The sequence below is a fragment of the Cryobacterium sp. TS_SC_7 genome (genome assembly GCF_056156285.1).
This window is the reverse complement of the sequence record NZ_CM149589.1, coordinates 388,074-413,021: the sequence shown is the minus strand read 5'-3', so window position 1 is coordinate 413,021 and position 24,948 is coordinate 388,074. Positions and strand designations below refer to the sequence as shown.

Annotated in this window: 24 protein-coding genes; 6 read left to right on the top strand and 18 right to left on the bottom strand. The window is 68.7% G+C overall.

The genetic code is table 11. The annotated features are described in order from the left end of the window. Nucleotides 1-51: 51 nt before the first annotated feature. From AC0J5J_RS01875 to AC0J5J_RS01855, 5 genes are all read right to left on the bottom strand, one after another. On the bottom strand, nucleotides 52-645 hold the full coding sequence (locus AC0J5J_RS01875; RefSeq protein WP_474899215.1) for a DUF2238 domain-containing protein: 594 nt from the start codon (nucleotides 643-645) through the stop codon (nucleotides 52-54). Continuing rightward, nucleotides 642-1,502 carry an endonuclease/exonuclease/phosphatase family protein gene (locus tag AC0J5J_RS01870; RefSeq protein ID WP_474899214.1) on the bottom strand — a complete coding sequence of 287 codons (861 nt, stop codon included), beginning with the start codon at nucleotides 1,500-1,502 and terminating at the stop codon, nucleotides 642-644. The genes AC0J5J_RS01875 and AC0J5J_RS01870 overlap by 4 nt, the downstream gene beginning before the upstream one ends. 63 nt (nucleotides 1,503-1,565) lie before the next feature. Then, nucleotides 1,566-2,294, bottom strand: a complete 729-nt coding sequence (locus tag AC0J5J_RS01865; protein WP_474899212.1) for a helix-hairpin-helix domain-containing protein — start codon at nucleotides 2,292-2,294, stop codon at nucleotides 1,566-1,568. Between the two features lie 91 nt (nucleotides 2,295-2,385). Then, nucleotides 2,386-4,968: a leucine--tRNA ligase gene (leuS, locus tag AC0J5J_RS01860; RefSeq protein ID WP_474899211.1), complete on the bottom strand. Its 2,583-nt coding sequence runs from the start codon at nucleotides 4,966-4,968 to the stop codon at nucleotides 2,386-2,388. A 77-nt stretch (nucleotides 4,969-5,045) separates the two neighbouring features. Then, nucleotides 5,046-6,554, bottom strand: coding sequence for an anthranilate synthase component I family protein (locus AC0J5J_RS01855; protein WP_474899209.1), 1,509 nt, complete (start codon nucleotides 6,552-6,554; stop codon nucleotides 5,046-5,048). Nucleotides 6,555-6,675: 121 nt separating this feature from the next. Here AC0J5J_RS01855 and AC0J5J_RS01850 point away from each other — a divergent pair, with 121 nt between their 5' ends. Together AC0J5J_RS01850 and AC0J5J_RS01845 are read left to right on the top strand one after the other, a co-directional pair. Then, entirely contained in the window at nucleotides 6,676-7,287 is a 612-nt protein-coding gene (locus AC0J5J_RS01850; protein ID WP_474899207.1) for a hypothetical protein, read from the top strand. A 59-nt stretch (nucleotides 7,288-7,346) separates the two neighbouring features. Beyond that, nucleotides 7,347-8,003 carry a DedA family protein gene (locus tag AC0J5J_RS01845; RefSeq protein WP_134423135.1) on the top strand — a complete coding sequence of 219 codons (657 nt, stop codon included), beginning with the start codon at nucleotides 7,347-7,349 and terminating at the stop codon, nucleotides 8,001-8,003. A 28-nt stretch (nucleotides 8,004-8,031) separates the two neighbouring features. On the opposite strand, the gene cydC is transcribed toward AC0J5J_RS01845, so the two are convergent. The 4 genes from cydC to AC0J5J_RS01825 are packed head-to-tail and all read right to left on the bottom strand — an operon-like array spanning nucleotide 8,032 to nucleotide 13,848. Further along, nucleotides 8,032-9,756: a thiol reductant ABC exporter subunit CydC gene (cydC, locus tag AC0J5J_RS01840; RefSeq protein ID WP_474899205.1), complete on the bottom strand. Its 1,725-nt coding sequence runs from the start codon at nucleotides 9,754-9,756 to the stop codon at nucleotides 8,032-8,034. Then, nucleotides 9,749-11,404, bottom strand: a complete 1,656-nt coding sequence (cydD, locus tag AC0J5J_RS01835) for a thiol reductant ABC exporter subunit CydD (RefSeq protein ID WP_474899203.1) — start codon at nucleotides 11,402-11,404, stop codon at nucleotides 9,749-9,751. The genes cydC and cydD overlap by 8 nt, the downstream gene beginning before the upstream one ends. A gap of 5 nt (nucleotides 11,405-11,409) precedes the next feature. Further along, on the bottom strand, nucleotides 11,410-12,426 hold the full coding sequence (cydB, locus tag AC0J5J_RS01830) for a cytochrome d ubiquinol oxidase subunit II (RefSeq protein WP_474899201.1): 1,017 nt from the start codon (nucleotides 12,424-12,426) through the stop codon (nucleotides 11,410-11,412). A 9-nt stretch (nucleotides 12,427-12,435) separates the two neighbouring features. Continuing rightward, a complete protein-coding gene (locus tag AC0J5J_RS01825) occupies nucleotides 12,436-13,848 on the bottom strand; it encodes a cytochrome ubiquinol oxidase subunit I (RefSeq protein ID WP_134423127.1) in 1,413 nt (470 codons plus the stop codon). A gap of 95 nt (nucleotides 13,849-13,943) precedes the next feature. Here AC0J5J_RS01825 and AC0J5J_RS01820 point away from each other — a divergent pair, with 95 nt between their 5' ends. Continuing rightward, complete coding sequence (locus AC0J5J_RS01820; protein WP_134423125.1) at nucleotides 13,944-14,330, top strand: BlaI/MecI/CopY family transcriptional regulator; 387 nt, start codon at nucleotides 13,944-13,946, stop codon at nucleotides 14,328-14,330. A gap of 34 nt (nucleotides 14,331-14,364) precedes the next feature. Continuing rightward, the gene (locus AC0J5J_RS01815) at nucleotides 14,365-15,303 is read left to right on the top strand and encodes a M56 family metallopeptidase (protein ID WP_134423123.1); all 939 of its coding nucleotides are present in this window, start codon (nucleotides 14,365-14,367) and stop codon (nucleotides 15,301-15,303) included. A 14-nt stretch (nucleotides 15,304-15,317) separates the two neighbouring features. Here the strand turns inward: AC0J5J_RS01815 and AC0J5J_RS01810 are convergent, their stop codons facing one another. From AC0J5J_RS01810 to AC0J5J_RS01790, 5 genes are all read right to left on the bottom strand, one after another. After that, the gene (locus AC0J5J_RS01810; protein WP_474899200.1) at nucleotides 15,318-16,109 is read right to left on the bottom strand and encodes an ABC transporter substrate-binding protein; all 792 of its coding nucleotides are present in this window, start codon (nucleotides 16,107-16,109) and stop codon (nucleotides 15,318-15,320) included. 131 nt (nucleotides 16,110-16,240) lie between these two features. Beyond that, nucleotides 16,241-16,981, bottom strand: a complete 741-nt coding sequence (locus tag AC0J5J_RS01805) for an ABC transporter permease (protein WP_474899198.1) — start codon at nucleotides 16,979-16,981, stop codon at nucleotides 16,241-16,243. Beyond that, nucleotides 16,978-17,664, bottom strand: a complete 687-nt coding sequence (locus AC0J5J_RS01800) for an ABC transporter permease (RefSeq protein ID WP_474899197.1) — start codon at nucleotides 17,662-17,664, stop codon at nucleotides 16,978-16,980. Before AC0J5J_RS01800 ends, AC0J5J_RS01805 begins: the two co-directional genes overlap by 4 nt. Then, complete coding sequence (locus tag AC0J5J_RS01795) at nucleotides 17,661-18,515, bottom strand: ABC transporter ATP-binding protein (RefSeq protein WP_474899195.1); 855 nt, start codon at nucleotides 18,513-18,515, stop codon at nucleotides 17,661-17,663. The genes AC0J5J_RS01800 and AC0J5J_RS01795 overlap by 4 nt, the downstream gene beginning before the upstream one ends. A 92-nt stretch (nucleotides 18,516-18,607) precedes the next feature. After that, complete coding sequence (locus AC0J5J_RS01790; RefSeq protein ID WP_134423113.1) at nucleotides 18,608-19,261, bottom strand: TetR/AcrR family transcriptional regulator; 654 nt, start codon at nucleotides 19,259-19,261, stop codon at nucleotides 18,608-18,610. 234 nt (nucleotides 19,262-19,495) lie between these two features. On the opposite strand from AC0J5J_RS01790, the gene AC0J5J_RS01785 reads away from it, so the two are divergent. Continuing rightward, a complete protein-coding gene (locus tag AC0J5J_RS01785) occupies nucleotides 19,496-20,521 on the top strand; it encodes an App1 family protein (RefSeq protein ID WP_474899193.1) in 1,026 nt (341 codons plus the stop codon). A 13-nt stretch (nucleotides 20,522-20,534) separates the two neighbouring features. On the opposite strand, the gene AC0J5J_RS01780 is transcribed toward AC0J5J_RS01785, so the two are convergent. The 3 genes from AC0J5J_RS01780 to hisD are packed head-to-tail and all read right to left on the bottom strand — an operon-like array spanning nucleotide 20,535 to nucleotide 23,419. Next, nucleotides 20,535-21,572 (bottom strand): quinone-dependent dihydroorotate dehydrogenase, encoded by a 1,038-nt coding sequence (locus AC0J5J_RS01780; protein ID WP_474899191.1) that lies wholly within the window; start codon nucleotides 21,570-21,572, stop codon nucleotides 20,535-20,537. Between the two features lie 8 nt (nucleotides 21,573-21,580). Then, nucleotides 21,581-22,093, bottom strand: a complete 513-nt coding sequence (gene nrdR / locus AC0J5J_RS01775) for a transcriptional regulator NrdR (RefSeq protein ID WP_474899189.1) — start codon at nucleotides 22,091-22,093, stop codon at nucleotides 21,581-21,583. A gap of 12 nt (nucleotides 22,094-22,105) precedes the next feature. Beyond that, complete coding sequence (gene hisD / locus AC0J5J_RS01770; RefSeq protein ID WP_474899188.1) at nucleotides 22,106-23,419, bottom strand: histidinol dehydrogenase; 1,314 nt, start codon at nucleotides 23,417-23,419, stop codon at nucleotides 22,106-22,108. 72 nt (nucleotides 23,420-23,491) lie between these two features. Between hisD and AC0J5J_RS01765 the strand changes: the two genes are divergently transcribed. Then, on the top strand, nucleotides 23,492-24,034 hold the full coding sequence (locus AC0J5J_RS01765) for a flavin reductase family protein (protein ID WP_134423103.1): 543 nt from the start codon (nucleotides 23,492-23,494) through the stop codon (nucleotides 24,032-24,034). Here the strand turns inward: AC0J5J_RS01765 and AC0J5J_RS01760 are convergent. Next, nucleotides 24,031-24,813 (bottom strand): lysophospholipid acyltransferase family protein, encoded by a 783-nt coding sequence (locus AC0J5J_RS01760; protein ID WP_134423101.1) that lies wholly within the window; start codon nucleotides 24,811-24,813, stop codon nucleotides 24,031-24,033. The genes AC0J5J_RS01765 and AC0J5J_RS01760 overlap by 4 nt on opposite strands. Nucleotides 24,814-24,948 lie beyond the last annotated feature (135 nt).

The following is a 24,948-nucleotide window of genomic DNA, read 5'->3' as shown; positions in this document are numbered from 1 at the left end:
GCCCACGTCCGGAATCCGACAGGGTGGGGAGGCGGAGTTGCTCAACGCGGGTCAGTGGGGCAGGGCGCCCTGCTCGACGGACCGCCCCCTCAGGAACGACACGGTGAACCCGGCGAGCAGGGCGCCGGCGCCGCCCCAGACCAGGTCGCCGATCGTATCGACGTAACCGACGAAGATTTCCTCGTCGATGAAGGTGTGACCGAACCATTCGAATATCTCCCAGAGCACTCCGAGGGCCAATCCCAGGGCGGTTGTCATCACGACGGCCGTCAGCGTCGGGCGCGGGAGGGTGGCGGCGTCGGCCAGGACTCCAACCCTCACAAACAGCAGGTAGCACAGCGCCGCGCAGAGCCCATTGGTGAGGAAGTGCATGGGGAGGTCCCACCACCGGGTCGAGATGTAGATCTGCAGCACGCTGCTCCACACGGCCAGGAGCACAACGACGCCGAAGATTATGTCGACGCTCGGACGAACATCCAGAAGACGGGGAAGGAACATGCCGACCGACACGACCGCGAGGCTGACCCCGGCGATCGTGCCCCAGCCGAGGCCGGCAACGACGATACCGAGCAGTGCCAATACCCGCAGCCCGTCGGCGACCACCTGGGCCACTCCCGACGGCGCGCGCAGGAGGGCACGCATCATGGCCGCACCTCCGGCCGGACGGACGCGTAGCGCAGGACCGCCTGCACGGGTTCGTGATCGGAGGCGGCACGCCCCTCGAACCGGGCGGCATTGATGCCCGTAGTCATCACGTCGACTCCACCACCCACCAGGATGAGGTCGATGCGCTTGCCTCCCTCGCGGCTCCGCCGGTAGTTCGAGAAGGTACCCCACTGCGGTGTCAGGCGCTCTTCCGCCGCCTCCCAGGAGTCCCGCAGCGCTCCCTCGGCCAGTAGCGGGCGGTAGACGGCCGCACGCGCATCCGCGTTGAAGTCACCGGTCACGACGATCGCGGCCTCCGGCTCGGCCTCCCGGGAGGCGTCGACGAGGTCCAGGATGAAGTTCGCCGATTCTCGCCTCGACCGCCACGAGAGGTGGTCGAAGTGAGTGTTGAAGGCGTGCAGCCGCGCGCCCGTTGCGGTGTCCGTGAATTCGGCCGACACGACCACGCGCTGAGCCAGGTTGCCCCACGATCGGGAGCCGGCGAGGTGCGGCGTCTTCGACAGAGCCCGTTGCCGCCAATCGGTCAGTTCCAACCGGCGTGCGTCGTAGAACACCGCGCAGCTCTCATCGCCGCCGGAGGCATTGCGGCCGTGGCCGACCCACCGATAGTGCGATCCAAGGGCGTCTGCGACGAAGTCGACCTGGTCGGCCAGCGCCTCCTGCACGCCGAGGAGGGTCGGCTGCTCCGCGTCGAGGAGGCGTCGCAGGAGCTGCTTCCGGTCACCCCAGCGGTCGGGACTCCGCGGCCGGAGCGGAGGGAAGCGCCGACGGATGTTGTACGTCATCACGTGCAGGTCGGGTGCGGTCACCGGACCGATCAGGGCGCCATCCGTCATGCCGCACACGATACGCTCGCCGCACCGATGCGTCAGGTCGCCGCCGTGGCGCCGAGTGCACGCTCACACCGTGACCAGGGTGCTGAGACCCTCGAAGGTCTTCTCCCCGATACCGGTGACATTCCGAAGGTCGTCGACGGATGCGAATGGACCGTTGGCCTCGCGATAGTCGAGGATGCGCTGCGCCATGGCCGGGCCGATGCGCGGCAGGGTGTCGAGGTCGGCCAGGGTGGCCGTGTTGAGGTTGACCAGGGTCGCGGCACCGCCGGCGGCGGCACCGCCGGCGGCGGCACCGCCGCCAGATCCGGCGCCGGCAGGCGGCCCCGGCGGCAGCTCGCCGACCTGCGGCAGATAAAGCTGTTCCCCGTCGGTGAGTTTGCGGGCCAGGTTCGCCCCCGAGGGATCGGCCGTCTCGGTCAAACCGCCGGCGGCGGCCACGGCGTCCATCACCCGGGCCCCGGTGGAGAGTTCGAAGAGTCCCGGGCGCCGCACGGCGCCGAGCACGTGCACGAAGATGATCGCAGCGGACTCCGGAGCCGCCAGGGAATCGGACGGGCCACCGGCGTCGGCATCGCCCTCCGCACCGCCTGTCTGTGCTTCCCCGGAGTCGGACGGCGCCACGATCCGATGCCCGGACTGCTGCCCGACGGCTGACACGACCACGGCCGCGGCCAGCGCGAGGATCAACAGCAGCACGGCGGCGCCCACCCCGATGCGCATGCGCACGGGTGCGCGCCCCCGTGCGCCGGGGGCGAGGCGGTCGAGCGCCGCGACAACCGGGTCAGGCTCCATCCGGACAGGCTAGGCCGGTGCCCGCCTGTTCTCCGGCACGACCGGGCCCGCTGTGGGCGACGCCGGAGGGCGCCGCCCTGGGGAGGCGAGGCTAGACGGAGCGGGTGACGATGCTGACCAGTTTGGGTGCCCGCACGATCAGGTTCACGATCTCGCGGTCCCCGATCCGGCGGATGACCTCGGCCGACGTGCGCGCCAGGCGCTCCAGGTCTTCACCCGAGATCTTCGGCGACACCTCGAGACGGTCCCGCACCTTGCCGTCGACCTGCACGACAGCCGTGACCGACTCCTCCACCAACAGGGTCGGGTCGGCCTTCCGCCACTGCACGAGGGCGACACAGGGCTCATAGCCGAGGTGCTGCCACATGTCCTCGGCCGCGTACGGCGCGAACAGGTTGAGGGCCATGGCGGTGACCTCCGCGGCCTCGCGCACCGCGGCATCCGCGGCGCCGGCGCCCGTGTCGATCACCTTGCGGGTGGCGTTGACGAGTTCCATCAGGCGCGCCACGACGACGTTGAACTTGAATGACTCGACCAGGCCGGGTGCGTCGGCCAGGAACCGGTGCGTGACCCGGCGGAGGGCGGCGTCGCCGGACTTCCATTCGACGCCGGGCGCGCTGGTGACGTCACGGGCGACGCGCCAGGCGCGGGCCAGGAACTTGGCCGATCCGACCGGGGAGACGTCGGCCCAGTCGATGTCGTCTTCCGGCGGGCCGGCGAACGCCATGGTGAGGCGAACCGCATCGACGCCGAACTGGTCGACCTCCTCGGTGAAGTAGACCAGGTTGCCCTTGCTCTTGGACATCTTGGCGCCGTCGAGGATGACCATGCCCTGGTTCAGCAGGGCCGTGAACGGTTCGGTGAAGCTGACGTAGCCGAGGTCGAAGAGCACCTTGGTCATGAACCGGGCATAGAGCAGGTGCAGGATGGCGTGCTCAACGCCGCCGACGTACTGGTCGACCGGCGCCCACTTCTCGGCTTCCTTCGGGTCGAACGCCTTCGTGTCGTCGGTCGGGTTCAGGAAGCGCAGGAAGTACCAGGAGCTGTCCACGAAGGTGTCCATGGTGTCCGCGTCCCGGCGGGCCGGGGTGCCGTCGATCGGGTTGGGCACGTTGACCCAGTCGGTCGCGCCGCCCAGCGGCGACGTTCCCTTGGGCTTGAGGTCGAGGCCGTCGGTGGGCGGCAGCAGCACGGGCAGCTGGTCCTCCGGCACGGGGATCTCCGCACCGTCCTGGCCGTGGATGATCGGGATCGGCGTGCCCCAGTAGCGCTGCCGGGAGATCAGCCAGTCGCGCAGCCGGTAGTTCTTGGCTGCGCGCCCGGTTCCGGCGGCGGCCAGCTGCTCGATCATGCGTTTGACCGCGGTGTTCTTGCTCAGACCGTTGAGCGTGCCCGAGTTGATCAGGCGGCCCTCCCCGGTGAGCGCGATTCCGGTGCGGGCCGGGTCGAGCGACGGGAGCTCTTCCGTGCCGTCGATCATGTCCTGTGTGATCACGGGGATCATGCCGGTGACCGGTGCGGTCGTGTCGACGACCACGATCACGGGCAGGTCGAAGCGGCGCGCGAAGTCGAGGTCGCGCTGGTCGTGGGCCGGCACGGCCATCACGGCGCCGTGGCCGTAGTCGGCGAGCACGTAGTCAGCGGCCCAGATCGGCAGGCGTTCGCCATTGGCCGGGTTGATCGCGTAGCGCTCGAGGAACACGCCGGTCTTCTCGCGGTCGGTGGCCTGACGTTCGATCTCGGTGCTGTTCTGAACCTTCACCAGGTAGTCCCGGAACCGTTCCTGCACGGCGGGTGAGGCATCCGCCACCAGCTCGGCGGCGAGGTCCGCGTCGGGGGCGACGACCATGAAGGTCGCGCCGTACAGGGTGTCGGGGCGGGTCGTGAAGACGCTGATGCGCTCTTCGCGGCCCTCGATCACGAAGTCGACGTCGGCTCCGATGGAGCGGCCGATCCAGTTGCGCTGCATGTTCAGCACCTTGGCCGGCCAGGTGCCCTCGAGCTGGTTGAGGTCATCGAGCAGGCGGTCGGCGTAGTCGGTGATCTTGAAGTACCACTGGGTGAGCTTCTTCTTGACCACCACGGCGCCGCTGCGCTCGGAGGTGCCGTCGGCGAGCACCTGTTCGTTGGCGAGCACGGTCTGGTCTACCGGGTCCCAGTTCACCCAGCTGTCCTTGCGGTAGGCGAGGCCCTTCTTGTAGAGCTGCAGGAACAGCCACTGGTTCCACTTGTAATACTCGGGGTCGCTGGTGTGCAGTTCGCGTGACCAGTCGAAGGATGCCGCGTAGAGCTTCATGCTCTTCTTCTGCTGCGCGATGTTGTCGTAGGTCCAGCCGCGAGGGTCGATTCCGCGCTTGATCGCGGCGTTCTCCGCGGGCAGCCCGAAGGAGTCCCAGCCGATCGGGTGCAGCACGTTGAAGCCCTGCTGGCGCCAGTAGCGGGCCACGATGTCGCCGAGCGCGTAGACCTCGGCATGCCCCATGTGCAGGTCACCGGACGGGTACGGGAACATGTCGAGCACGTACTTGCGCGGGCGGGTGTCGCCGGGATCGTTGGTGCGGAAGGGTTCGAGCTCTTCCCAGATCGGCTGCCACTTCGCCTGGATGGCGGCGAAATCGTAGACTTCTTCGTCGCTGTCCTGGCCGGTGCGGTTGTGCTCGTACTCGTGTGCCACGTGACTCTCTTCGTTGCAGTGGGGATTGCGCCAGCAGGCACAGGGCCGCGCGGAGGCGGCGTCCGTTCCCTAGGTTACTAAACCTGGCCCTGGCCCGTGTCGGCGCCGGCCGGGTGCACGCCGAGGACGGCCAGGAGCGCCGCCGCTTTCAGCCGGGTTTCCTCGATCTCCTCGAGCGGGTCGGACAGCGCCGTGATGCCGCCGCCCGTGCCGATGGACGCCCCGTCCGGGCTGAGCACGATGCTGCGGATGACCATGGCCAGGTCGACCGCGCCGTCCCGCCCGAAATAGCCGAAGGCACCGGCGTAAAGGCCGCGCGGACCGCCCTCCAGCGCGTCGAGGATGGTCAGCGCACTCATCTTCGGGGCGCCGGTCATGGAACCGGCCGGGAACGAGGACGCCACCGCATCCACCCCGGTCAACCCCGCGGCCAGGCGCGCCTCGACCGTGCTGACCAGCTGATGCACGTGCGCGTAGCTCTCCACGGCCAGCAGGTTCGTGACCTGCACGCTGCCGAGTTCGGCGATCCGCCCCAGGTCGTTGCGCATGAGGTCGACGATCATCAGGTTCTCGGCGCGCTCTTTTTCGCTGGCTTCGAGCTCGTCGCGCAGCTGGCGGTCGCGCACCACACTCGAGGACCGCGCCCGGGTGCCCTTGATCGGTTTGGTGGTGACCCGGCCGTCGACCGTCACGGCCAGGAACTGTTCGGGTGAGGCGCTGAGCAGGGCCGTCTCCCCGAAGCGGAGAAGCCCGCCGTGGTGACTGGGGCTGCCGGTGCGGAGGCCGAGGTAGGCGTCGACCGGGTGCGGCCGCACGTCGACCAGGATCTCGTTGGTGAGGCAGAGCTGGTAGGCGTCGCCGGCCCGGATGAAGCTCTGGCAGTCGTCGATCAGCGCGGCGTAGCGGTGCGCGTCGTGCCGCCACCGCGCCGCGCCGATACCGCCGGCTGCGACCGCAGGCTGCGGCGGGACAGGTCGGCTGACGGCTGTCGGGTGTGCCGGCTGCGCCGCGGCGAGGGCCTTGAGCACGGAGTCGACCCAGGCCTGCGGGGCATCCGTCGCCTCGTCAGGACCGCGGCGCACGAGCGCCGTCACGCTGTGCGCCGCATGGTCGAACACGAGCACCCGGTGCACCTCGAGCAGGGCCGCATCCGGGTAGCGCGAGGGGTGCACCGGGGTGCCGAGGGTCTGCGCGGCGAGTTCGTAGCCGAGCCAGCCGATCCAGCCGAGCCGGAAGCCGCCGGCGTTGCTGCGCGCCCGGACGCCGTCGGCGGTGATCAGGGGGGTGGAGGTGTCGGCGCGGGCACCGGCGAGGTCCGCGTGCAGGAAGTCGAAGATCGTGCCGGGTGAGGTCTGGGCCGGCTGCGACGGGTGCACGGCGGACGAGACCGTCACGGTCCCCTCCTGCACCGAGGCGGTCACGAACCGAGACCCGGGCGAGGCAGCGCCGAGGTAGCTGAGTCCGGTCTCGGCGCCGTCGCCCGCGTCCAACCAGAAGGCGTACGGGCTGTCCCGGTAGAGGGCGCCGAAGACCCGGGCCGGGTCCCACCACCCGGGCAGGGGGATGCTGTGGATCGACCCGTTCACGGTCCCAGCCTAGATGCCCCGATTCCGCCGCCGGTGCACCGGTCCGCCGCCCCGGCCGATACGCTTGCCGAACGCCGTCCGTGGTTGTCGGCGTCGACAGACGTCCAGGGGGATTTCACACATGCGCACATCGACGATCACCGCGCGCCTCGGCGCATTCTCGGTTGTGGCAGGAATCGCCGTCCTGCTGTCCGGCTGCACCGCCAGCGCGAATCTCACCGTCGCCGCCGAGGATATCGCGACGGTCGGGGCCAAGGCGCTGAGCACCCAGTGGGACACCGTCGCCACCATGGACTGCGGTGACGGCAGCGTCGACTCGGTCGAGGGTACCGAAGTGGAGTGCACGGCCTTCAACCCGAAATCAGGCCTGGACTACCCGGCCACCGTGACCCTGAAGACGATCGACGGCGGCAAGTACACCGTCTCGGTGGTCACCGGATCGCCCCTCACGCCCGACACCGACGGCGACGAGCCCGTCACCGGCGCCGATGCACCCACCGTGACCGGAGCTGCTCTGGCCGGGATCGCCGCACCGGCCCTCGGAGAGAAGCTGGGCTACGAGCCGGCGATCGACTGCGGGACCGAGCCCATTCCGATCTACCTGGACGCCCGGATCACCTGCGTCGCCACCACCGACGACGGTGTGCGGCACGCAGCCAACGTCGTGGTGACCAGCCTGACCGCGACCGACTACAGCATCGACGTCGCCATCATGGAAGCACCGCTCCAGTAGGTGTGGCGTCGCCGCGGGCGCTCAGGGTCGGTCGGACGTGCTGGCCTAGGCTGTGACACGTGAACGACATCCTCAGCTGGATCCTCGATACGGTCTCCAGCGTGGACCCCGTTCTGCGCACGCTGCTGGCCGGTTTCGGGATGCTGCTGGAGACATCCGTTCTCGTCGGCCTGGTCGTGCCGGGCGATTCCATCGTGATCGTGGCGAGCACGGCGGTGAGCAACGTGGCCGAGTTCCTGGGGCTCGTCGTGGCGGTGATCGTGGGTGCCCTGATCGGGGAGAGCATCGGCTTCATGCTCGGTCGCCACTTCGGACCGTGGATCCGGATGAGCCGTCTCGGTCGCCGGCTCGGGGAGCGCAACTGGGCCCGGGCCGAGGTCTACCTCGCGCGGCGCGGCGGAATCGCCGTGTTCCTGTCGCGGTTCCTGCCCGTGCTGCACTCGCTGATCCCGCTGACCGTGGGCATGAGTCCGATGCCCTATCGCACCTTCATGAAGTGGACCGTGCCGGCCTGCGTGATCTGGGCGGTGGCGTACGTCTCGATCGGATCGGCCGCCGCCGAGGGTTACCGGGAACTCTCCGACCGGCTGCACTTCGCCGGGTACCTCTTCGTCGGTGCGATCACCGTCTTCGTGCTGCTTGTCTTCCTGGTCAAGCGGTGGCTGCACCGGCGTGAGGAACGCCACATGGAACAGCCGGGTCCCCCGGTCGGCTGACCGTGCGCCACGGGTCAGGCACGCTCGGTCAGTGGGCCGGGCCGGGCACGAAAACCCGTGCGGTGATCAGGTCGTCCGGCACGGGCGTGTGCGAGATGAGCAACACCGCTCGGCCGTCCTCCCGGGCCGTGACCAGGATGTCCCGCACGAGCCGGTCGCCCTGCGCCTCGTCGACGTTGGCGGTGGGCTCGTCGACGATGAGCACCGGGAAGTCCGCGAGCAGGGCCCGTGCCAGTGCGATCCGCTGCGCCTGACCGCCGGAGACCAGGGCGCCCCGTTCGCCGACCCGGGCGTCGAGTCCGCCGCGCCGGCTGGCCCACTCGCCCAGCCCGACCCGGTCGAGCACGTCCAGCAGGTCCTCGTCGGTGGCCGTCTCGCGAGCGAAGAGCAGATTCTGACGGATGCTGTCGTCGAAGAGCCAGGGCCTCTGCTCACACAGTCCCACCCGGCTGCGCACCTCGGCCGGGGCCAGCGTGCGCGCCTCGACGCCGTCGAGCCGGTAGGAGCCCGTGTAGTCGAGGAACCGCACCAACGTCTGGGCCAGCGTGGTCTTGCCGGCCCCGCTCGGGCCGGCCAGGTGCACGCGGTCCCCCGGCGCCAGCCTCAGTGTCACGCCGGAGACCGCCGGGGTCGGGGAACCCGGCCAGCGCGCCCCGACGTCGGTGAGTTCGAGAACGGGGCGCGCACCGATGGCCGCGACGACCGCCGCATCCGTCGCCCCGACAGCCGCCTCTTCCGGGATCTCCGCGGGCACCACGGTGGGCACGGCCGAGGCGACGCGCTGGGCGCTGGAGCGCACCTGGCGCCACACACCGAGCGCGAGCGGGATCATGGCGAACACCTCGAACACGGCCATGGGCACGAGCACCACCACGGCGAAACCCGGTCCGCTGATGCCGGCCGGACCGGACAGAGCCGGGATGCCGACCCAGAGTGCGCCAACCGTGGCCAGGCCCGCGAACAGCGACAGCACCGCACCCTGCACGCCCACACCGAGGGACCGTCGGAGCGAGGCCCGGCGCAGCCGGTCGTCGGCGGCCGCGAGAGTGGCGAGACGGGCGTCGAGAGCACCGAACGCGGTCAGCACGTCGAGGTTCTCCACCACCTCGAGCACCTCGTCGGCGAGCGTCCCTCGGAGGGGTGCGAGCTGCCGCTCCGACCGGGCGGACAGCACAGTGGAGGCGATGGTGGCGAGCAGTCCACCGGCGAGCAGCGCGAGCGCGAGGGTGACGCCGGCGGCGGGCAGCACCAACCAGACGCCGACCACGCTCACGATCGCCAGGATCCCCGCCGTGGCCAGCGGCTGAACCACACGCAGCGGGAAGTCCTGCAGGTCGTCCACGTCGCGCACCAGCCGGCTGAGCAGATCGCCGCGGCTCGTACCCCCGAGGCCAGCCGGGGCGAGCGGCAGAATGCGGGCGAACACGCCCAGACGCAGGTCGGCCAGCTGGCGGAACGCGGCGTCGTGACTGGCCAGCCGTTCCAGATAACGGAACGCGGACCGACCGAGCGCGAACGCACGCACGCCGACGACCGCCATCGAGAGGAACATGATCGGCGGTTGCTCCGCGGCACGGGTGATCAGCCACGCCGACGACGCCAGCAGAGCCACCGCGAAGAATGCGCTCAGCACGCCCGCGGCGAGCCCGGGCGCGAAGCGTCGGGCGGGCGGTTGGGCCAGGCGCAGCACGGCGCGCACCTCATCCGGGGCCGCGACCGCCCTCTGCGTGGCGCCGGGACGGTCATCAGACATGGGCAACCTCGTTCAGGGCGACGATCTGGTCGGCGGCGTCCCGCAGGGCCGGCCGGTGGCTGACCACGATCACGATCCGACCCTCCCGCGCGAGCCGGCTCAGGCCGGCCACGAGAGCGGTTTCCGCCGCCTCGTCGAGGGCCGAGCTGGGCTCGTCGAGGACCAGCACGGAACAGTCATGGGTCGTGGCACGGTAGACGGCGCGGGCGGCCGCCACCCGCTGGGCCTGCCCGCCGGAGAGCCCCTGGCCGGCGACTCCCAGAACGGTGGCCGGGTCGAGGTCGCCGGCACCGGCGCTCTCCAGAGAGCGTCGTACGGTACCCAGGTCAACGGATGCGTCGCCGAGCGCCAGATTGTCGGCGATCGTTCCCTGGAACAGCCCCGGCCGTTGCCCGGCCCACGCCAGCCAGGGTCGCGGTGCGCCCGGGGTCTGCACCGCACCGTTCAGCAGGATCCGCCCGTCGTACGGAACGAATCCCTGGAGGGCGGCAACCAGCGTCGATTTTCCGGCACCGCTCGGGCCAACGACCACGGCGAGTTCACCGGGACGGAACACGGCGCAAAAGCCCTGCACCGGGACATCCGTGCCACGCCGGATCGTGACGTGCTCGAACCGGAGCGCACCGGCATCCGCACGACCGAACGAGGCAGCGGCAGCCGGGGCCGAGGACGGCGCCGGCGCCGATGGTGCCGCGCCGTCATCCTCGAGCAGGGCGAACACCTCTTCGGCGGCAGCGAGGCCATCGGCAGCGGCGTGGAACTGGGCGCCGACCTGCCGCACGGGCAGGAAGGCCTCCGGGGCGAGCAGCAGCACGAACAGACCCACACCGAGGGCGAGGCTGCCGTCGACGAGCCGCAGGCCGATCGACACGGCCACCAGGGCGACCGACAGGCTGGCCGCCAATTCGAGCACGAAGCCGCTGAGGAACGACACCCGCAGAACCTTCATGGTGCGGGTGCGGTAGTCCTCGGTGATGCTCTGCACGCGGGCGAACTGGCGACGTTCCCTCCCGTAGATCTTGAGGGTGCCCAGCCCGCCGACAAGGTCGAGGAACCCGGTCGACAGTCGCTGCAGGGAGTCCCACTGCTTGCGCTGCACGGCCTGAGTGGCCTGGCCGATCAGCACCATGAAGACGGGGATGAGCGGCAGCACAACGATGACCGTGATGCCGCTCGGCAGGTCCTGCCAGAGCATCACGAGAACGAGAAGAGGTGTGCTGATCCCCGCCAGCAGGAGCTGGGGCAGGTAGCGGGCGAAGTAGTTGTCGAGGGCATCCAACCCCTGGGTGACCAGGGTGGAGACGCCGGCGCTGGCCCGGCCGCTGAGCCAATCCGGACCCCGCTCGGCAACCCGGTCGAGAACCTGGCGTCGCAACTGGCTCTTCACCTGGGCCGCCCCGCGGGTGGCAGCCACCTCGAGCAGCCAGACCAGCACGGCCCGCACCACGATGACACCGGCCAGGGTGCCGATGGTGCGGGACAGCGTGTCCAGCGAGGCACCCGTCAGCGCGAGGGTCACGCTCTGGCTGAGCAGCCAGGAGAACGCGATGATCGTGACGGTCTGCGCCAGTCCGAGCAGGGCACCGACCGAGAGAAACCACCGGGCGGCGGTCGCATAGCGGAGAAGCCGTGGATCGAAGGGGCGCATCTGGTTCAGTGTACGGCGGACTCGACGTCGGCCGAGACCGTCGTGCGACTGAGGCGCTTACGGAGAACCCAGTAGGTCCACCCCTGGTAGAGGAAGATGACCGGCATGGCGAACAGGGCCGTCCAGCTCATCACCTGCAGCGTGTACGGCGAGGAGGAGGCGTTCTCGATGTTCAGGCTGTTCGCCGCGTCATTGCTCGCCGGCATCACGTCGGGGAACAGGGAGGCGAAGAGCGCCAGCACCGCGAGGGCGATGGTCGCGGCCATCAGGGTGAACGCCCATCCTTCGAACCCGCGCAGGTTGGCGAGGAACGAGGCGATCAGGGCGACGGCGGCACCGGCGGCCAGGGCCGCGGTCGCCAGACTGCCGTAGGCGAACGTGGTCCAGACCAGGAACGAGGCGGCCACCACGATGGTGATGACCCCGCTCTTCACGGCGAGCTTCTGGGCGCGCTGACGGATGTCCCCCTCGGTCTTCAGGGAGATGAACACCACGCCGTGGGTGAAGAAGAGGAGCAGCGTGGTGATGCCGCCGAGGAGGGCATACGGGTTCAGCAGGTCGAAGAAGGAGCCGATGTAGTTGAAGTCGGCGTCCAGCTGCACGCCGCGCACGATGTTGGAGAACGCCACGCCCCAGAGCAGGGCGGGAACGGCGGACCCGATCACGATCATGAGGTCGAAGCGTTTCTTCCACTCCGGTTCCGGCCGCTGGTGCCGGTATTCGAACGACACCCCGCGCAGGATGAGCGCGAGGAGGATCAGCAGCAGGGGCAGGTAGAAACCGCTGAACAGGGTGGCGTACCACTCCGGGAACGCGGCGAACAGAGCCGCCCCGGCCACGATCAGCCAGGTTTCGTTGAGGTCCCAGACGGGCCCGATCGTGTTGATGATGACCCGGCGGTCGAGGTCGTCCTTACCCAGGAAGGGCAGGGACATACCGACGCCGAAATCGAAGCCGTCGAGAACGAAGTAGCCGATGAAGAGTGCGGCGATGACCCAGAACCAGAGAATTGTGAGATCCATCATGCGCTCCTAGTAGACCGTGACCTGTGGCTTGATCTTGCCGGACACCGGGTCGGGTTCCGCCAGCGGGGCAGGCCCCTTCCGCACGGCCTGCAGGATCAACTTGAACTCGACGACGGCGAGGGCGCCGTAGATCAGCGTGAAGGCGATCAGCGAGATCAGGATCTCGAGGCCGCTGACGTTGGGTGACACGCCGTCCTGGGTGCGCAGGAGTCCGAAGACGAGCCAGGGCTGCCGCCCCATCTCCGTGAAGATCCAGCCGACGCTCATGGCGATCAGCGAGAACGGGAAGCTCCAGATCGCGATCTTCCAGACCCAGGTGGCCTTGGGGCTGCGCCCGTTGCGGGTCAGCCAGAGGCCGACCACGGCAACCATGATGTGCGCGATGCCCAGGGCGATCATCCAGCGGAAGGCCCAGTAGGTGATCCAGATGGTCGGTGTGTAGTCGCCGGGACCGTAGAGGGTCTCGTACTGCGCCTGCAGGTTGTTGATGCCTTCGACGGTGCCGTTGAGGGTGTGGGTCGAGAGGAACGACAGCAGGTACGGGATGCGGATCGAGAACAGCTCGCTCACACCGTCGGGGGTGCCGAGGGTGAAGATCGAGAAGGATGCCTCGGCACCTGTCGACGTCTTGTACATCGCCTCGGCCGCGGCCATCTTCATGGGCTGCGCCGCCGTCATGGCCAGGCTCAGGGAGTCGCCGAAGAAGGTGGTGATCGCACCGGAGACCACCATCATCCACATGCCCAGTTTGAGCGCCGGACGCATGGTGTCCTCGTTCTGCTTGCGCAGGAGGTGCCAGGCGGCCACCGAGATGACGAGGCCCGACGACACCATGAAGCAGGCGAAGATCGTGTGCGGGAAGGACGCCAGGGCGATCGGGTTGGTCAGCAGCTCGCCGATGCTGGTCAGCTCGGCCCGTCCGCGCTCCTCGTTGATGCGGAAGGCGACCGGGTTCTGCATGAACGCGTTCGCCGCGAGGATGAAGTAGGCGGAGGCGATCGAGCCGGCCGTGGTCAGCCAGATGGTGGCCAGGTGGAGGCCGCGCGGCAACTTGTCCCAGCCGAAGATCCAGAGTCCGATGAACGTGGCTTCCAGGAAGAACGCCGTGATTCCCTCGAAGGCGAGAGGCGCGCCGAACACGTCACCGACGAAGCGGGAGTAGTCCGACCAGTTCATGCCGAATTGGAACTCCTGCACGATTCCCGTGACGACGCCCATGGCGAAGTTGATCAGGAAGATCTTGCCGAAGAAGTGGGTGAGCTGCAGGTACTTCGCCTTGTCCGTGCGCACCCAGGCGGTCTGGAAGAGGGCGACCGTGAACGCCAGGCCGATCGTGAGCGGGACGAAGAGGAAGTGGTACACGGTGGTCAAACCGAATTGCCATCTCGACAGGAGTAACGGATCCAGCCACTCGTTCATGCGCCCTCCAGCGTCATCGGGTTTCTACACTGTGTAGAACATTACTCTTCTACAGACCGTAGAATTGCGCGGAATCGCCCGCTAGACTCCCCCTTATGGGGAGTTTGGGTGCGCTGGAGCGGCTGTTGATGGATGTGCTGTGGGACTCCGAGGAGCCTCTCGCCGCCACCGACCTCCGGGACCGGCTGCTCACCCCCGCCGCGGCCGCCGCGCGGCGCAAACCGCTCGCCACCACGACCGTCCTCACGGTCCTGTCCCGCCTCGAGATCAAGGGCTTCGTCAGCCGTGACCGTGGGAGTCGACCGCACCGCTACCAGGCCATGTCGACCCGGGCCGAGCACACTGCCGAGTTGATGCACGAGGTGCTCGGCTCGGCTCCCGACCGACAGGCCGCCCTGGCCCGCTTCATCGGAGACGTCACCCCGCAGGAGGCCGCGACGCTGCGCCGGCTCCTTGACGCCGCGCCCGTCGTTCACGAGTGAGACGCCGTCCGCAGGGAAACCGGTCGGAGGCGTCGTGTTCGCCACGGCGGTAATCCTCGGGGTGCTGGCCGTGCTGCTCGCCGGCCCGGTCCCCATCTGGCTCTCCGCTGCAGCCTGGCCGGCCCGCTCCCCCGCCGTGGCCCTGGTGCTGTGGCAGTCCATCGCCCTGGCCGGCGGGCTGTCCATGATCGGCTCGCTGCTCAGTTTCGGGCTGATCCCCTTCGGGGTGAACCTGTTCGACGGCATCCGGTCGCTGGGCGGGCATCTGGTGGCCGGCACGCTGCCGGACGAACCGTCGTTCGTCGCGGTCCTCATGCTCTGCTCAGCCATGATTCTCGGCAGCCACCTGTTGCTGAACCTGGCCGCGACTTTCTCCCGCGCCGAGAGGCAGCACCGACGGCATCGGCACCTGATCGGTCTGCTCAGCCAACCGCTGGCTGACCATTCCGGCACTCGCGTGATCGAGCACGACGCTCCGGTGGCCTACTGCCTGCCCGGCGCGACGCGGTCGGCGACGGTGTTGTCGCGCGGGCTCCTGCAGTTGCTCGACGCCGAGCAACTTCGGGCGGTGATCGCGCACGAACATGCGCACCTGATCCAGAAGCATCACCTGGTGCTGCTCGCGTTCAAATCCTGGCACAGTGCGCTGCCGTGGTTCCCGATCGCCAATCGGGCCGAGAATGCGGTTGCGTTGCTGGTGGAGATGCTCGCCGACGATCAGGCGCGGCGCGTGGTCGACGACCGAACGCTGGCCACCGCGATCGCGCTGGTCGGGTCGGCACATCAGGTGGACCCGCTGGGAACGGATGTCGAACTCGCCGACGGCCCGGACCATCCGTTCGATCTCGTCACGCCCCGTGTGCGCCGGCTGATCTCGCCGCCGCCGCCTCTGCCCGCAGAGGCGGTGCTGGCGGTTGCGGCGTCGGCAGCAACGCTTCTGCTGCTGCCGACGCTGCTCCTGCTCCTCGGCTGAGGGCGGACCGCGCTCTAGAAGAGTTTCGCCTGCTCGAGCCAGGCGGTGGCGATCTTCTCGGCCGAGAGCTCGTCATTCACGCTCTCGGAGTTCAGGCTGACCAGATCCTCGGCGGTCAGGGCGGCGCTGACGGCGTTGAGTACCTCGCCGGCCTTGGCGTCGACCTTGTCGGAGACCAGCGGCACGACGTTGTCGGCGAAGAACAGGCCATCGGGGTCGTCCAGGGCGACGAGGTTGTCCGACTTGATGTTCGGGCTGGCCGTGTAGACGTTCGTGATCTGGATCGCGTTGTCCACCAGGGCCTTGATCGTGAGCGGGCCACCGCCATCCTCGATGGGCGTGAAGCCGGCGATCGGGATGCCGTACTTCTCGGTCAGGGTTGTCGGCCCGTAGGGGCGGGTCTCGAGTTCAGACGGGCCGCCGACGGTGATCGGCTCGGTGACGTTGGTGAGCGAGGCGATGTCGGTCAGGCTGTACTTGTCGGCGAAGGCCTGCGTGACGGTCCAGGAGTTCTGGTCGGTCGCCTCGGCCATGTCCAGCACGTTCAGTCCGTCCGGCAGCTGGTCTTTCAGCTGCTCGAAGGTTTCGTCGGCGGTGCCTCCGGCAGCGTCTGCGTTCAGGGCCTGCAGCAGACTGCCGGTGTATTCGGGGAAGACGTCGATGGCGCCGGACTCGATCTCGGGCAGGTACACCTCGCGCTGACCGATCTTGAAGTCGCGTTCGACCGTGAAGCCGTTCTCTTCCAGCGCCTGGGCGTAGATCTCGGCGATGATCTCGTTCGAGTAGTAGTCCTGCGAACCGATCACCAGGGTTGCTGAGCCCTCGTCAGTATTTCCGCTGTCCAGCGGGTCACCGGACGCACACCCTGCAAGGGCTATGACGGCCCCAACCGCGACCGCGGCGACTGCCGCGAGCCGGCCTTTTCTAGCTGTGAACATTAGTGGGTTCCTTTCGTGATGGCGGGATCCATCCCCGGTCCAGGTCGGGCTGACCTGGAACGGTCGACTGGGGGGCGTCCGGCTGCGACGCCTCTGGGAACGACAAGTCGCTGCACGACGGTGAATATTCCCTCGAGGGTGAGGGCGAGCAGGATGACGAGCAGCGACCCGCCCAGCATCTCCGCGTAGTCGCGGGTTTTCAACCCGGCGAACAGGAATCGGCCGAGACCGAAATCCGCCACATAGGCAGCCAGGGTCGCTGTGGCCACGACCTGAAGGGTGGCCGAGCGGATGCCGGCGATCAGCAGGGGCAACCCCAGCGGCACCTCGACCGTGCGCACGATCTGCGCCTCGGACATCCCCACCGACCGGGCCGAATCGATCACGGCCCGATCGATGACCTCGAATCCGGAATAGGCGCCCGCGAGTATCGGCGGGATGGCCAGGATCGTGAGCGCCACATACGGCGCCCCGAGTCCGATGCCGACCCACAGCGCCACGAGAGTGAGCAGACCGAGGGTCGGGATGGCTCGAAGGCCTCCGGAAACGGCCACGGCCAGACCGCGGCCGCGGCCCGTGTGCCCGATCAGGAACCCGATGGGCACCGCGATCAGTGCGGCCAACGACACCGCCACGAGCGTGAACCCGAGGTGCTCGATGAGGCGCACGGGAATGCCGCCGGGACCGACGTAGTTGGCTGGGTCCAGGATCCAGTTCAGGGCGTCCGCGAAGAGGTTCACGCCGACACCTCCGCGGCACGGGCGACGCGGAGCGCACGACGCCCTGCCGCCGCGAGGAGGGTCCAGGGCAGCAGAATCCGGCCGAGCAGAACGAGCGCCCCGTCGAGCAGCAGCGCCAGTGCCACCGTCAGCACGATTCCGGCGATGATCTCGGCCTGGATGCCGCGCTGGAAGCCATCCGTGAACAGACTGCCCAGACTCTGCGCACCGATCACGGCCCCCACCGTGGCCAGGCTGACGGTGCTGACGGCTACGACGCGAAGACCGGCCAGGAGCACGGGGCCGGCCATCGGGAGCTCCACCTGCCAGAAGATGCTCCAGCCGGAATATCCCACGGCCACGGCGGACTGCCGCACATCCTTGTCCACGGATGCGAGGCCGTCGGCAACGACGCGCACCATCAGTGCAACCCCGTAGAGGGTGAGGGCGATGATCAGGTTGAGCGGGGACCGCAGGCTGGTTCCCACGACGGCCGGGATCACGAAGAACAGCGGCAGCGACGGGATCGCGTAGAGCAGTCCGCTGGACGTCAGGATCACACCGCGGCTGAGCCGGTACCGGTTGGCCAGCCAGCCCAGCGGCACCGCGAACAGGAAGCTGAGCAGGATGGGCGGCACACTGAGCACCAGGTGATCCAGGGTGCGATCCCAGAGCAGGTCGAGGTTCGACCAGATCCAGGTCACTGCGGCGCTCGGTGGTCCGGCGAAGCCTCGCGCCCGGTCGGCGCCACGAGCACGCCGGCCAGGCGACCCTCGGTGTCGACCAGGATGTCCGAGCCGCCGCGCCGTTCGACGTGCAGGGCTCGCTTGCCTCGGTCCGCGCCGACGAAGCTGGCCACGAAGTCGTCGGCCGGGTTCGAGAGGATGTCCGACGGCGACCCGACCTGGGCGATCCGCCCCCCGTCGCGGAGGATGACGACCTGATCGCCGAGCAGGAACGCCTCCTCGATGTCGTGCGTGACGAACACGACCGTCTTGCCGAGCTCGCTCTGCAGCCGGATCAGCTCCTGTTGCAGCTCGGCCCGCACGATCGGGTCGACGGCGCCGAAGGGTTCGTCCATCAGCAGGATGTTCGGGTTGACGGCCAGCCCGCGCGCCACGCCCACCCGCTGCTGTTGCCCGCCGGACAACTGGCTCGGGTAACGATCGGCCAGGGTACGGTCCAGCCCCACCGTATCGAGCAGGGACAGAGCCTCCGTGCGGGCCGTCTTCCGAGGTACCCCGCGCAGAAGGGGCACGGTGGCGACGTTGTCGATCACGGTGCGGTGCGGGAGCAGGCCGGAGTTCTGCATCACATACCCGATGCTGCGCCGCAGCTTCACCGGTTCCAGCGCTGCGATGTCGGACCCGTCGATCTCGATCGTTCCGGCGCTCGGGTCGACCATCCGGTTGATCATGCGCAGCAGCGTGGTTTTGCCGGACCCGGACGACCCCACCAGCACCGTGGTCTGATGCGAGGGCAACGTCAGGCTGAAATCATCGACAGCGAGGGTGCCATCCGGGAACTGCTTGCTCACCGAGCGGAACTCGATCATAGAAATGGCTCATTCCTCGACGGCAGTCGACACGGGGCGGTACACCACCCAACCATCACCCGGCGGCGCCGACCAACCGGATACCGGTATTCCTAGCGAACGTTCGGCCCGTAGTACCCGGCAAGGTAGTCGCGCGTGACGACGCGGCACTCCGCAATGAAGCGCTCGTCGCCCTGAGGATCGGAACGGAACGCGCGGGACAGGATCGAGTCGCCCATCTCCACGGCGACCTCGAGCCGGAAAATCAGCTCGTCACCGCCGACCAGACCGAACTCTTCCACCAGCATTCCGGCCACCCGGCGGGCGAAGTAGCCCGATTCGGAATCTTCAACGTTGGTCGCGCCTTCGCGGTCGGAGAAATGCATGATGCGGAAGCCCGGCTCGGAGCGGTACAGATCAACGAAGGCGGTGATGGCCACGTCGACGATCGCCGACCAGTCCTTCGAAGCGCTGAGCGTGAGTTGCTCGGACACGCGGCGACGGAAGCGCAGCACGGCCCGCTCCCGCAAGGCCTGCAGCACCGCAACGCGGTCGGGGTAATACCGGTACACGGTGCCGATCGACGCTCCCGCGCGCTCGGCCACCATGGCGGTCGTGATGCGGTCGAAGCCCACCTCGTCTACGACAATGGCGGCTGCGTCGAGCAGACCGGACAGACGTGCTGTGCTGCGCTGTTGAATCGGCTCGATGCGGACCTGCTGGGCCGGCACAAAAGGATCCCCACCGAAAAGGTCACTGAGTGACACTTGTCCTCCTTGAGAGTAAGTGACTAATACTAGGGTGCGAATCGGCCTCGCCGGTTCTCGGCGCGCGATTCGGCCCGGACTGGCGGGAAAAACCCGTTTCGAGGCCGGGCGCGTCGCCGGCCCGGGCGCTCTCCGGCGCACACGTGCTGCCGACCACCCGCGCGCGCATGTCAGACTAGGGGGGTGCCGAAGTCGAAGTCTCCTCGAATACTGCCCCCGGGCACGCCAGCAAAGATGATGCACCGTGCCGCCCGGATCGAGGACTGGTTGCACTTCAAACGTGAACGGGCGGCCCGCAAGCGCGGGTACCTGCCCACAGTCATCCCGTATGCGGGCTATGGGTCGACCGAGTGGGTGCGCATCCTGTGCCGGGTGCTCCTGGCCAAGCCGACCAAGGCCACGCCCGCCCTGACTCGCCGGCACTGGCGCTCGGACCGTCGGGACGGAAGCATCCGCGGCTGGCGCAGCTTCACCAGCGTGCCGGTCAACGACGTGACGGTGACCATTGAGATCAACGGATTCTCGCACCGAGTGCAGGCCGACCGCGGCGGGGTCGTCGACACGGTCATCGCCGTGAGCCTCACACCCGGCTGGCACACGGCCCAGCTGCACACGGACGACACCGCCGCCCCGGTCGAGGCGCCGGTGTTCATCGTGGCCCCTGCGGTGACCCGCGGCATCCTCTCCGACGTCGATGACACCGTGATGGTGACCACGCTCCCCCGCCCGCTGCTGGCCGCGTGGAACACGTTCGTCCTCGACGAGCACGCCCGCGTTCCCACGCCCGGGATGGCGGTTCTGCTGGACCGCCTCGCGGCGGAGAACGAGGGTTCTCCGATGATCTACCTGTCGACCGGAGCGTGGAACGTCGCGCCGACGCTGACCCGGTTCCTGTCCCGCAACCTCTACCCCGCTGGCGCGCTTCTGCTCACCGATTGGGGTCCCACCCACGACCGCTGGTTCCGCAGCGGCCAGGATCACAAGCGGGCGAACCTGCGCCGGCTGGCACTGGAGTTCCCAGACATCCGCTGGATCCTGATCGGCGACGACGGCCAGCACGACGAAGCAATCTATAGCGAGTTCCAGCGCGAGTTCCCGGGCAGCGTGGAGGCCGTCGCGATCCGGCAACTCTCGCCCAGTGAGGCCGTGCTGGCCGGACGACGCATGAAAGACGGTCCGGGCGAACCGCGTGAGCGCTGGATGTACGGTCCGGACGGCTCCGCACTGGCCAGCCAGCTCGCCGAACAGGGCCTGATCTGATGCAGCGTCGAGGCTAGGGCGCGGACGAGAGGATGCGGTCGAGGCCCCGGTTGATCTGGCGCGCCCAGAGCGGCCCGCGGTAGAGGAACCCGGTGTAGCCCTGCACGAGCGTAGCGCCAGCGGAGAGGCGCTCGGCCACGTGCTCCGCGGTCTCCACACCGCCCACGGAGATCACGCAGAGCTCGCGAGGCACGGCCTGGCGGATCAGCCGCAGAACGGCCAGCGAACGTTCTCGCAGCGGTGCGCCGGAAAGGCCGCCGGCGCCGGCGGCCACGACCGTGGCGGCATCCGTCGTCAGGCCCGCGCGGGACACGGTGGTGTTCGTGGCGATGATGCCGTCGAGGCCCAGCTCCACGACGAGGGCGGCGATGCGCGTCACCTCGTCGTCGTCCAGGTCGGGGGCGATCTTCACGAGTAGCGGTGTGGCGCCGGCCTCGGCCTGCACCGCCCGCAGCAGCGGAGCCAGCTGGTCGAGTTCCTGCAGTCCTCGCAGGCCGGGGGTGTTCGGCGAGCTGACGTTCACCACCAGATAGTCGGCCAGGGGGGCCAGCAGTGCGGCGCTGACCAGGTAGTCGGCCGTGGCGTCCTCGACCGCGGTGACGCGGCTCTTGCCGATATTGATGCCGAGGACGGGCCGACCGGCAACGGAACGAACGTGCGCCAGACGCACCCGGGCGGCACGGGAACCGGAGTTGTTGAAGCCCATCCGATTGATCACCGCACGGTCAGGGACCAGGCGGAAGAGTCGCGGTTTCGGGTTGCCGGGCTGGGCGACGGCCGTGATCGTTCCGACTTCGACGTGCCCGAAACCGAGCTGACCCAGCCCGATGACGGCCTCGCCGTCTTTGTCGAACCCCGCGGCGACACCGAAGGGAGACTCGAAGCGCAGGCCGAGGGTGTGCACCGACAGGTCCGTGCGCGGTCGCGTGAAGCGGTGGACCAGCCTGCCGACCCCGAGCGCGGGCAGCGCCCGAATCACGGTGAACGCCAGGTGGTGCGCCCGCTCGGGATCGAGGCGGGTCAGAACGATCCTGAAAACGAGCGGGTACACCGGGGCTCCTACAGTTCGGTCGAGTGGACGGCGCCGGCCGCAGGGGCGGCGTCGGAGGCCGTCTCGGTGCGGGAACCGTGCTCGGTGCGCAGCACGGCGATCGCCGCCTCGAAGTCCTCGAGTGAATCGAAGTCCTGGTAGACGCTCGCGAATCGCAGGTAGGCGACCTCGTCGAGTTCGCGCAGCGGCGGCAGGATGGCGAGCCCGACCTCGTTCGCCTTCACCTGCGACGAACCCGTCTGCCGGATGGTCTCCTCCACCCTCTGAGCGAGCAGGGCCAGGTCCGAATCCGTCACCGGGCGACCCTGGCAGGCCTTGCGCACGCCGGCCACGATTTTATCGCGACTGAACGGTTCGACGACCCCGCTGCGCTTGACGATGTTGAGGCTGGCGGTCTCGGTGGTGCTGAAACGCCGGCCGCATTCGGGGCACTGCCGACGCCGCCGGATGGAGAGTCCGTCGTCGCTGGTGCGCGAGTCGATGACTCTGGAATCCGGGTGGCGGCAGAACGGGCAGAACATGGTGTGGCCAGCCTACAGCGCTGTCGTGAAGCGGGCCGTGACGGCGTCACCGTGCGCGGGCAGCGCCTCGGCCGTGGAGAGGGCGGCAATGTGGTCGGCGACCTCGCGCAGGGCCTCCCGGCTGTACGAGACGACCTGCTGCGGGCGGAGGAACGTGTAGGCGCCGAGTCCGGAGGAGAACCGGGCCTGACCCCCCGTCGGCAGCACGTGGTTCGAGCCGGCAACATAGTCGCCGAGGCTCACGGGCGAATGCGGGCCGAGGAAGATGGCGCCGGCGTTCTCGATCAGGGCGAGTACGGCATCCGGGTCGCTCGTCTGGATCTCGAGGTGCTCGGGGCCGAACGCGTTGCTGAACGCGGCTGCGGCGGCCAGGTCGTCCACGAGCACGATCCCGGACTGGCGTCCGTTCAGGGAGGCGGTGACCCGGATGCTGTGGGTCGTGCTCTGCATCAGGTCGACCAGGTGCCGGGAGACCGCGTCGGCGAGTTCGGCCGAATCGGTGACCAGCATGGCCGCGGCCAGTTCGTCGTGCTCGGCCTGGCTGACCAGGTCGGCCGCGACGAAACGCGCGTCGGCGGAGGCATCCGCGATCACCAGGATGTCCGTGGGCCCGGCTTCGGAGTCGATTCCGGTCACACCGCGTACGAGACGCTTGGCGGCGGCGACGTAGACGTTGCCGGGGCCGGTGACGAGCTGCACCGGATCGAGGCCCAGACCCGGGACGCCGTACGCGAACGCGCCGACCGCGCCGGCACCGCCCATGGCGTAGATCTCGTCGATGCCGAGCAGGCCCGCCACCGCGAGGATGGTGGGGTGCACGCGGCCGTCGAAGTCGCTCTGCGGCGGCGACGCAAGGGCGATGGAGGAGACGCCGGCGATCTGGGCCGGAACGACGTTCATCACGACGCTCGACGGGTAGACGGCCTTGCCACCGGGCACGTACAGGCCGACGCGGTTGATCGGCTGCCAGCGCTGCGTGATGGTCGCGCCGTCCGCGATGGTGGTGGTGCAGAGAGGCGGAACCTGGGCGGCACTGGCGATGCGCACGCGACGGATGGTCTCCTCGATCGCCGTGCGCACGGCCGGGTCGAGCCCGGCCAGAGCCTCGCTGATGTGGGACGCGGGAACACGCACCTGGGCCGGACGAACCCGGTCGAGACGTTCCGCCTGGTCGAGGAGGGCTTCCTCGCCCCTGGCCCGTACGTCATCGATCAATTCGGCTGCGACATCACTCGCGGCGGTCACGTCGGTGAGCGCACGGGGTACGGCTGCAAGCAATTCCGCCGGAGTGGGCCGGGTCCCTCGGAGGTCAATAATCTGGATCATCGCGTTCCAGCCTAGCCATCAACTCGCACTGGCCGGGAATAGGCTGAACGTCGAGGAGATTGATCCATTCAGATGAGTGACACCGAAGTACCCCAGACCGGCGCCGTACCCCTGGCCGAAGATCCCAACGCACCCCTGGATCTGGCCGCTTTCAAACACGCTTTCCGGCGTCACGCCGCCGGTGTCGCGGTGATCACCGCGCTGCGGCCGGACGGGATCCCGGTGGGATTCACGGCAACCTCCCTGGCGTCACTGTCGTCGGTTCCGCCGCTGGCCACCTTCAATATGGCCCGGTCGGCCAGCACATGGCCGGCGATCGCCGAGAGCGAGCGGGTCGTCATCCACATCCTCGGGGCGCGGAGCCGCGCCGTGGCCGAGGTCATGTCGGGTCCCGCCGACCAGCGCTTCGTCGGCGACCACTGGCAACCGGGGCCGCACGGTCTCCCCGTGCTCCGGGGCGTCACCTCGTGGATGGTCGGGCGCATCATCGAGCGCACCCTCGTCCACACCAGCGCCGTCGTTGTGGTCAAGATCGAGCAAGGCGGCCTGGGCGAGAACGATGAGGCCCTGCTGTACTACGACCGCACCTACCGCGTGCCCGGCGCCGAGGTCTAGCTTCCGGCCTGCTCCGCCTTGGCCTCGTCCCGCAGGCGGCGTCGCTCGGCCTCGACCACGGCGGCCTCCTCCGGCGTGGGGGCCGTGCCGCCCAGGTGCCGGGGCTGCCACCACTGGCCGCTCCCATCCACCGGGTAGGCCTTCTGCAGGCCGTCGACGAGCCCCTGCAACGTCTCGTGCAGCGCCGCGGTCAGAGTCTGTGGGTCCTCTCCCTCGGCAACCGTGAAGGGCTCGCCCACGGCGAAACGAACCGGCACGCCGAACACCTCGCGCAGGGCCGGCTTGTGATTCTTGGTGAGCACGCGGTGACCACCCCAGACGGCGATCGGGATGACGGGGACCCCGGCCTCGGCGGCCATCCGGATGGCACCCGATTTCAGCTCACGCACCGTGAAGGACGCGTTCACGCCGCCCTCCGGGAAGACCCCGAGCAGCTCTCCTTCTCTCAATGCGGCCACAGCCTGGGCGTACGCCGCGGCGCCGGCCTTCATATCGACCGAGATGTGCCGCATGCCCCGCAGCAGCACGCCGACGAGCTTCTGGTCGAAAGCGCCTTTTTTGGCCATGAAGCGGATGTGGCGCCGGTTCTTGTGCCACAGCATCCACTCGACCAGGGCGAAATCCATGTAGCCGAAATGGGTGATGGCGAGCACCGCTCCCCCGGTGTCAGGCAGATTCTTCAGCCCGGTGACGGACGGCTTCAGCCGGAGCAGCCCGAAGACGGTCCGACCCGCCAGAATCGCCGTTGCGTACAGAGGTTCCCGCGTGCCTGTGCTCATACCTCAAGGCTACGACCTGTGCGCGATTTTCCCCGACGCGATCCACGCGGTTCCGCACTTTCCACGTGTTTCCTCTCGAGGCGCACATTGTGGAAGCGGGCGCACGTTCTAACGTGCGCCCGCTTCCACAACCTG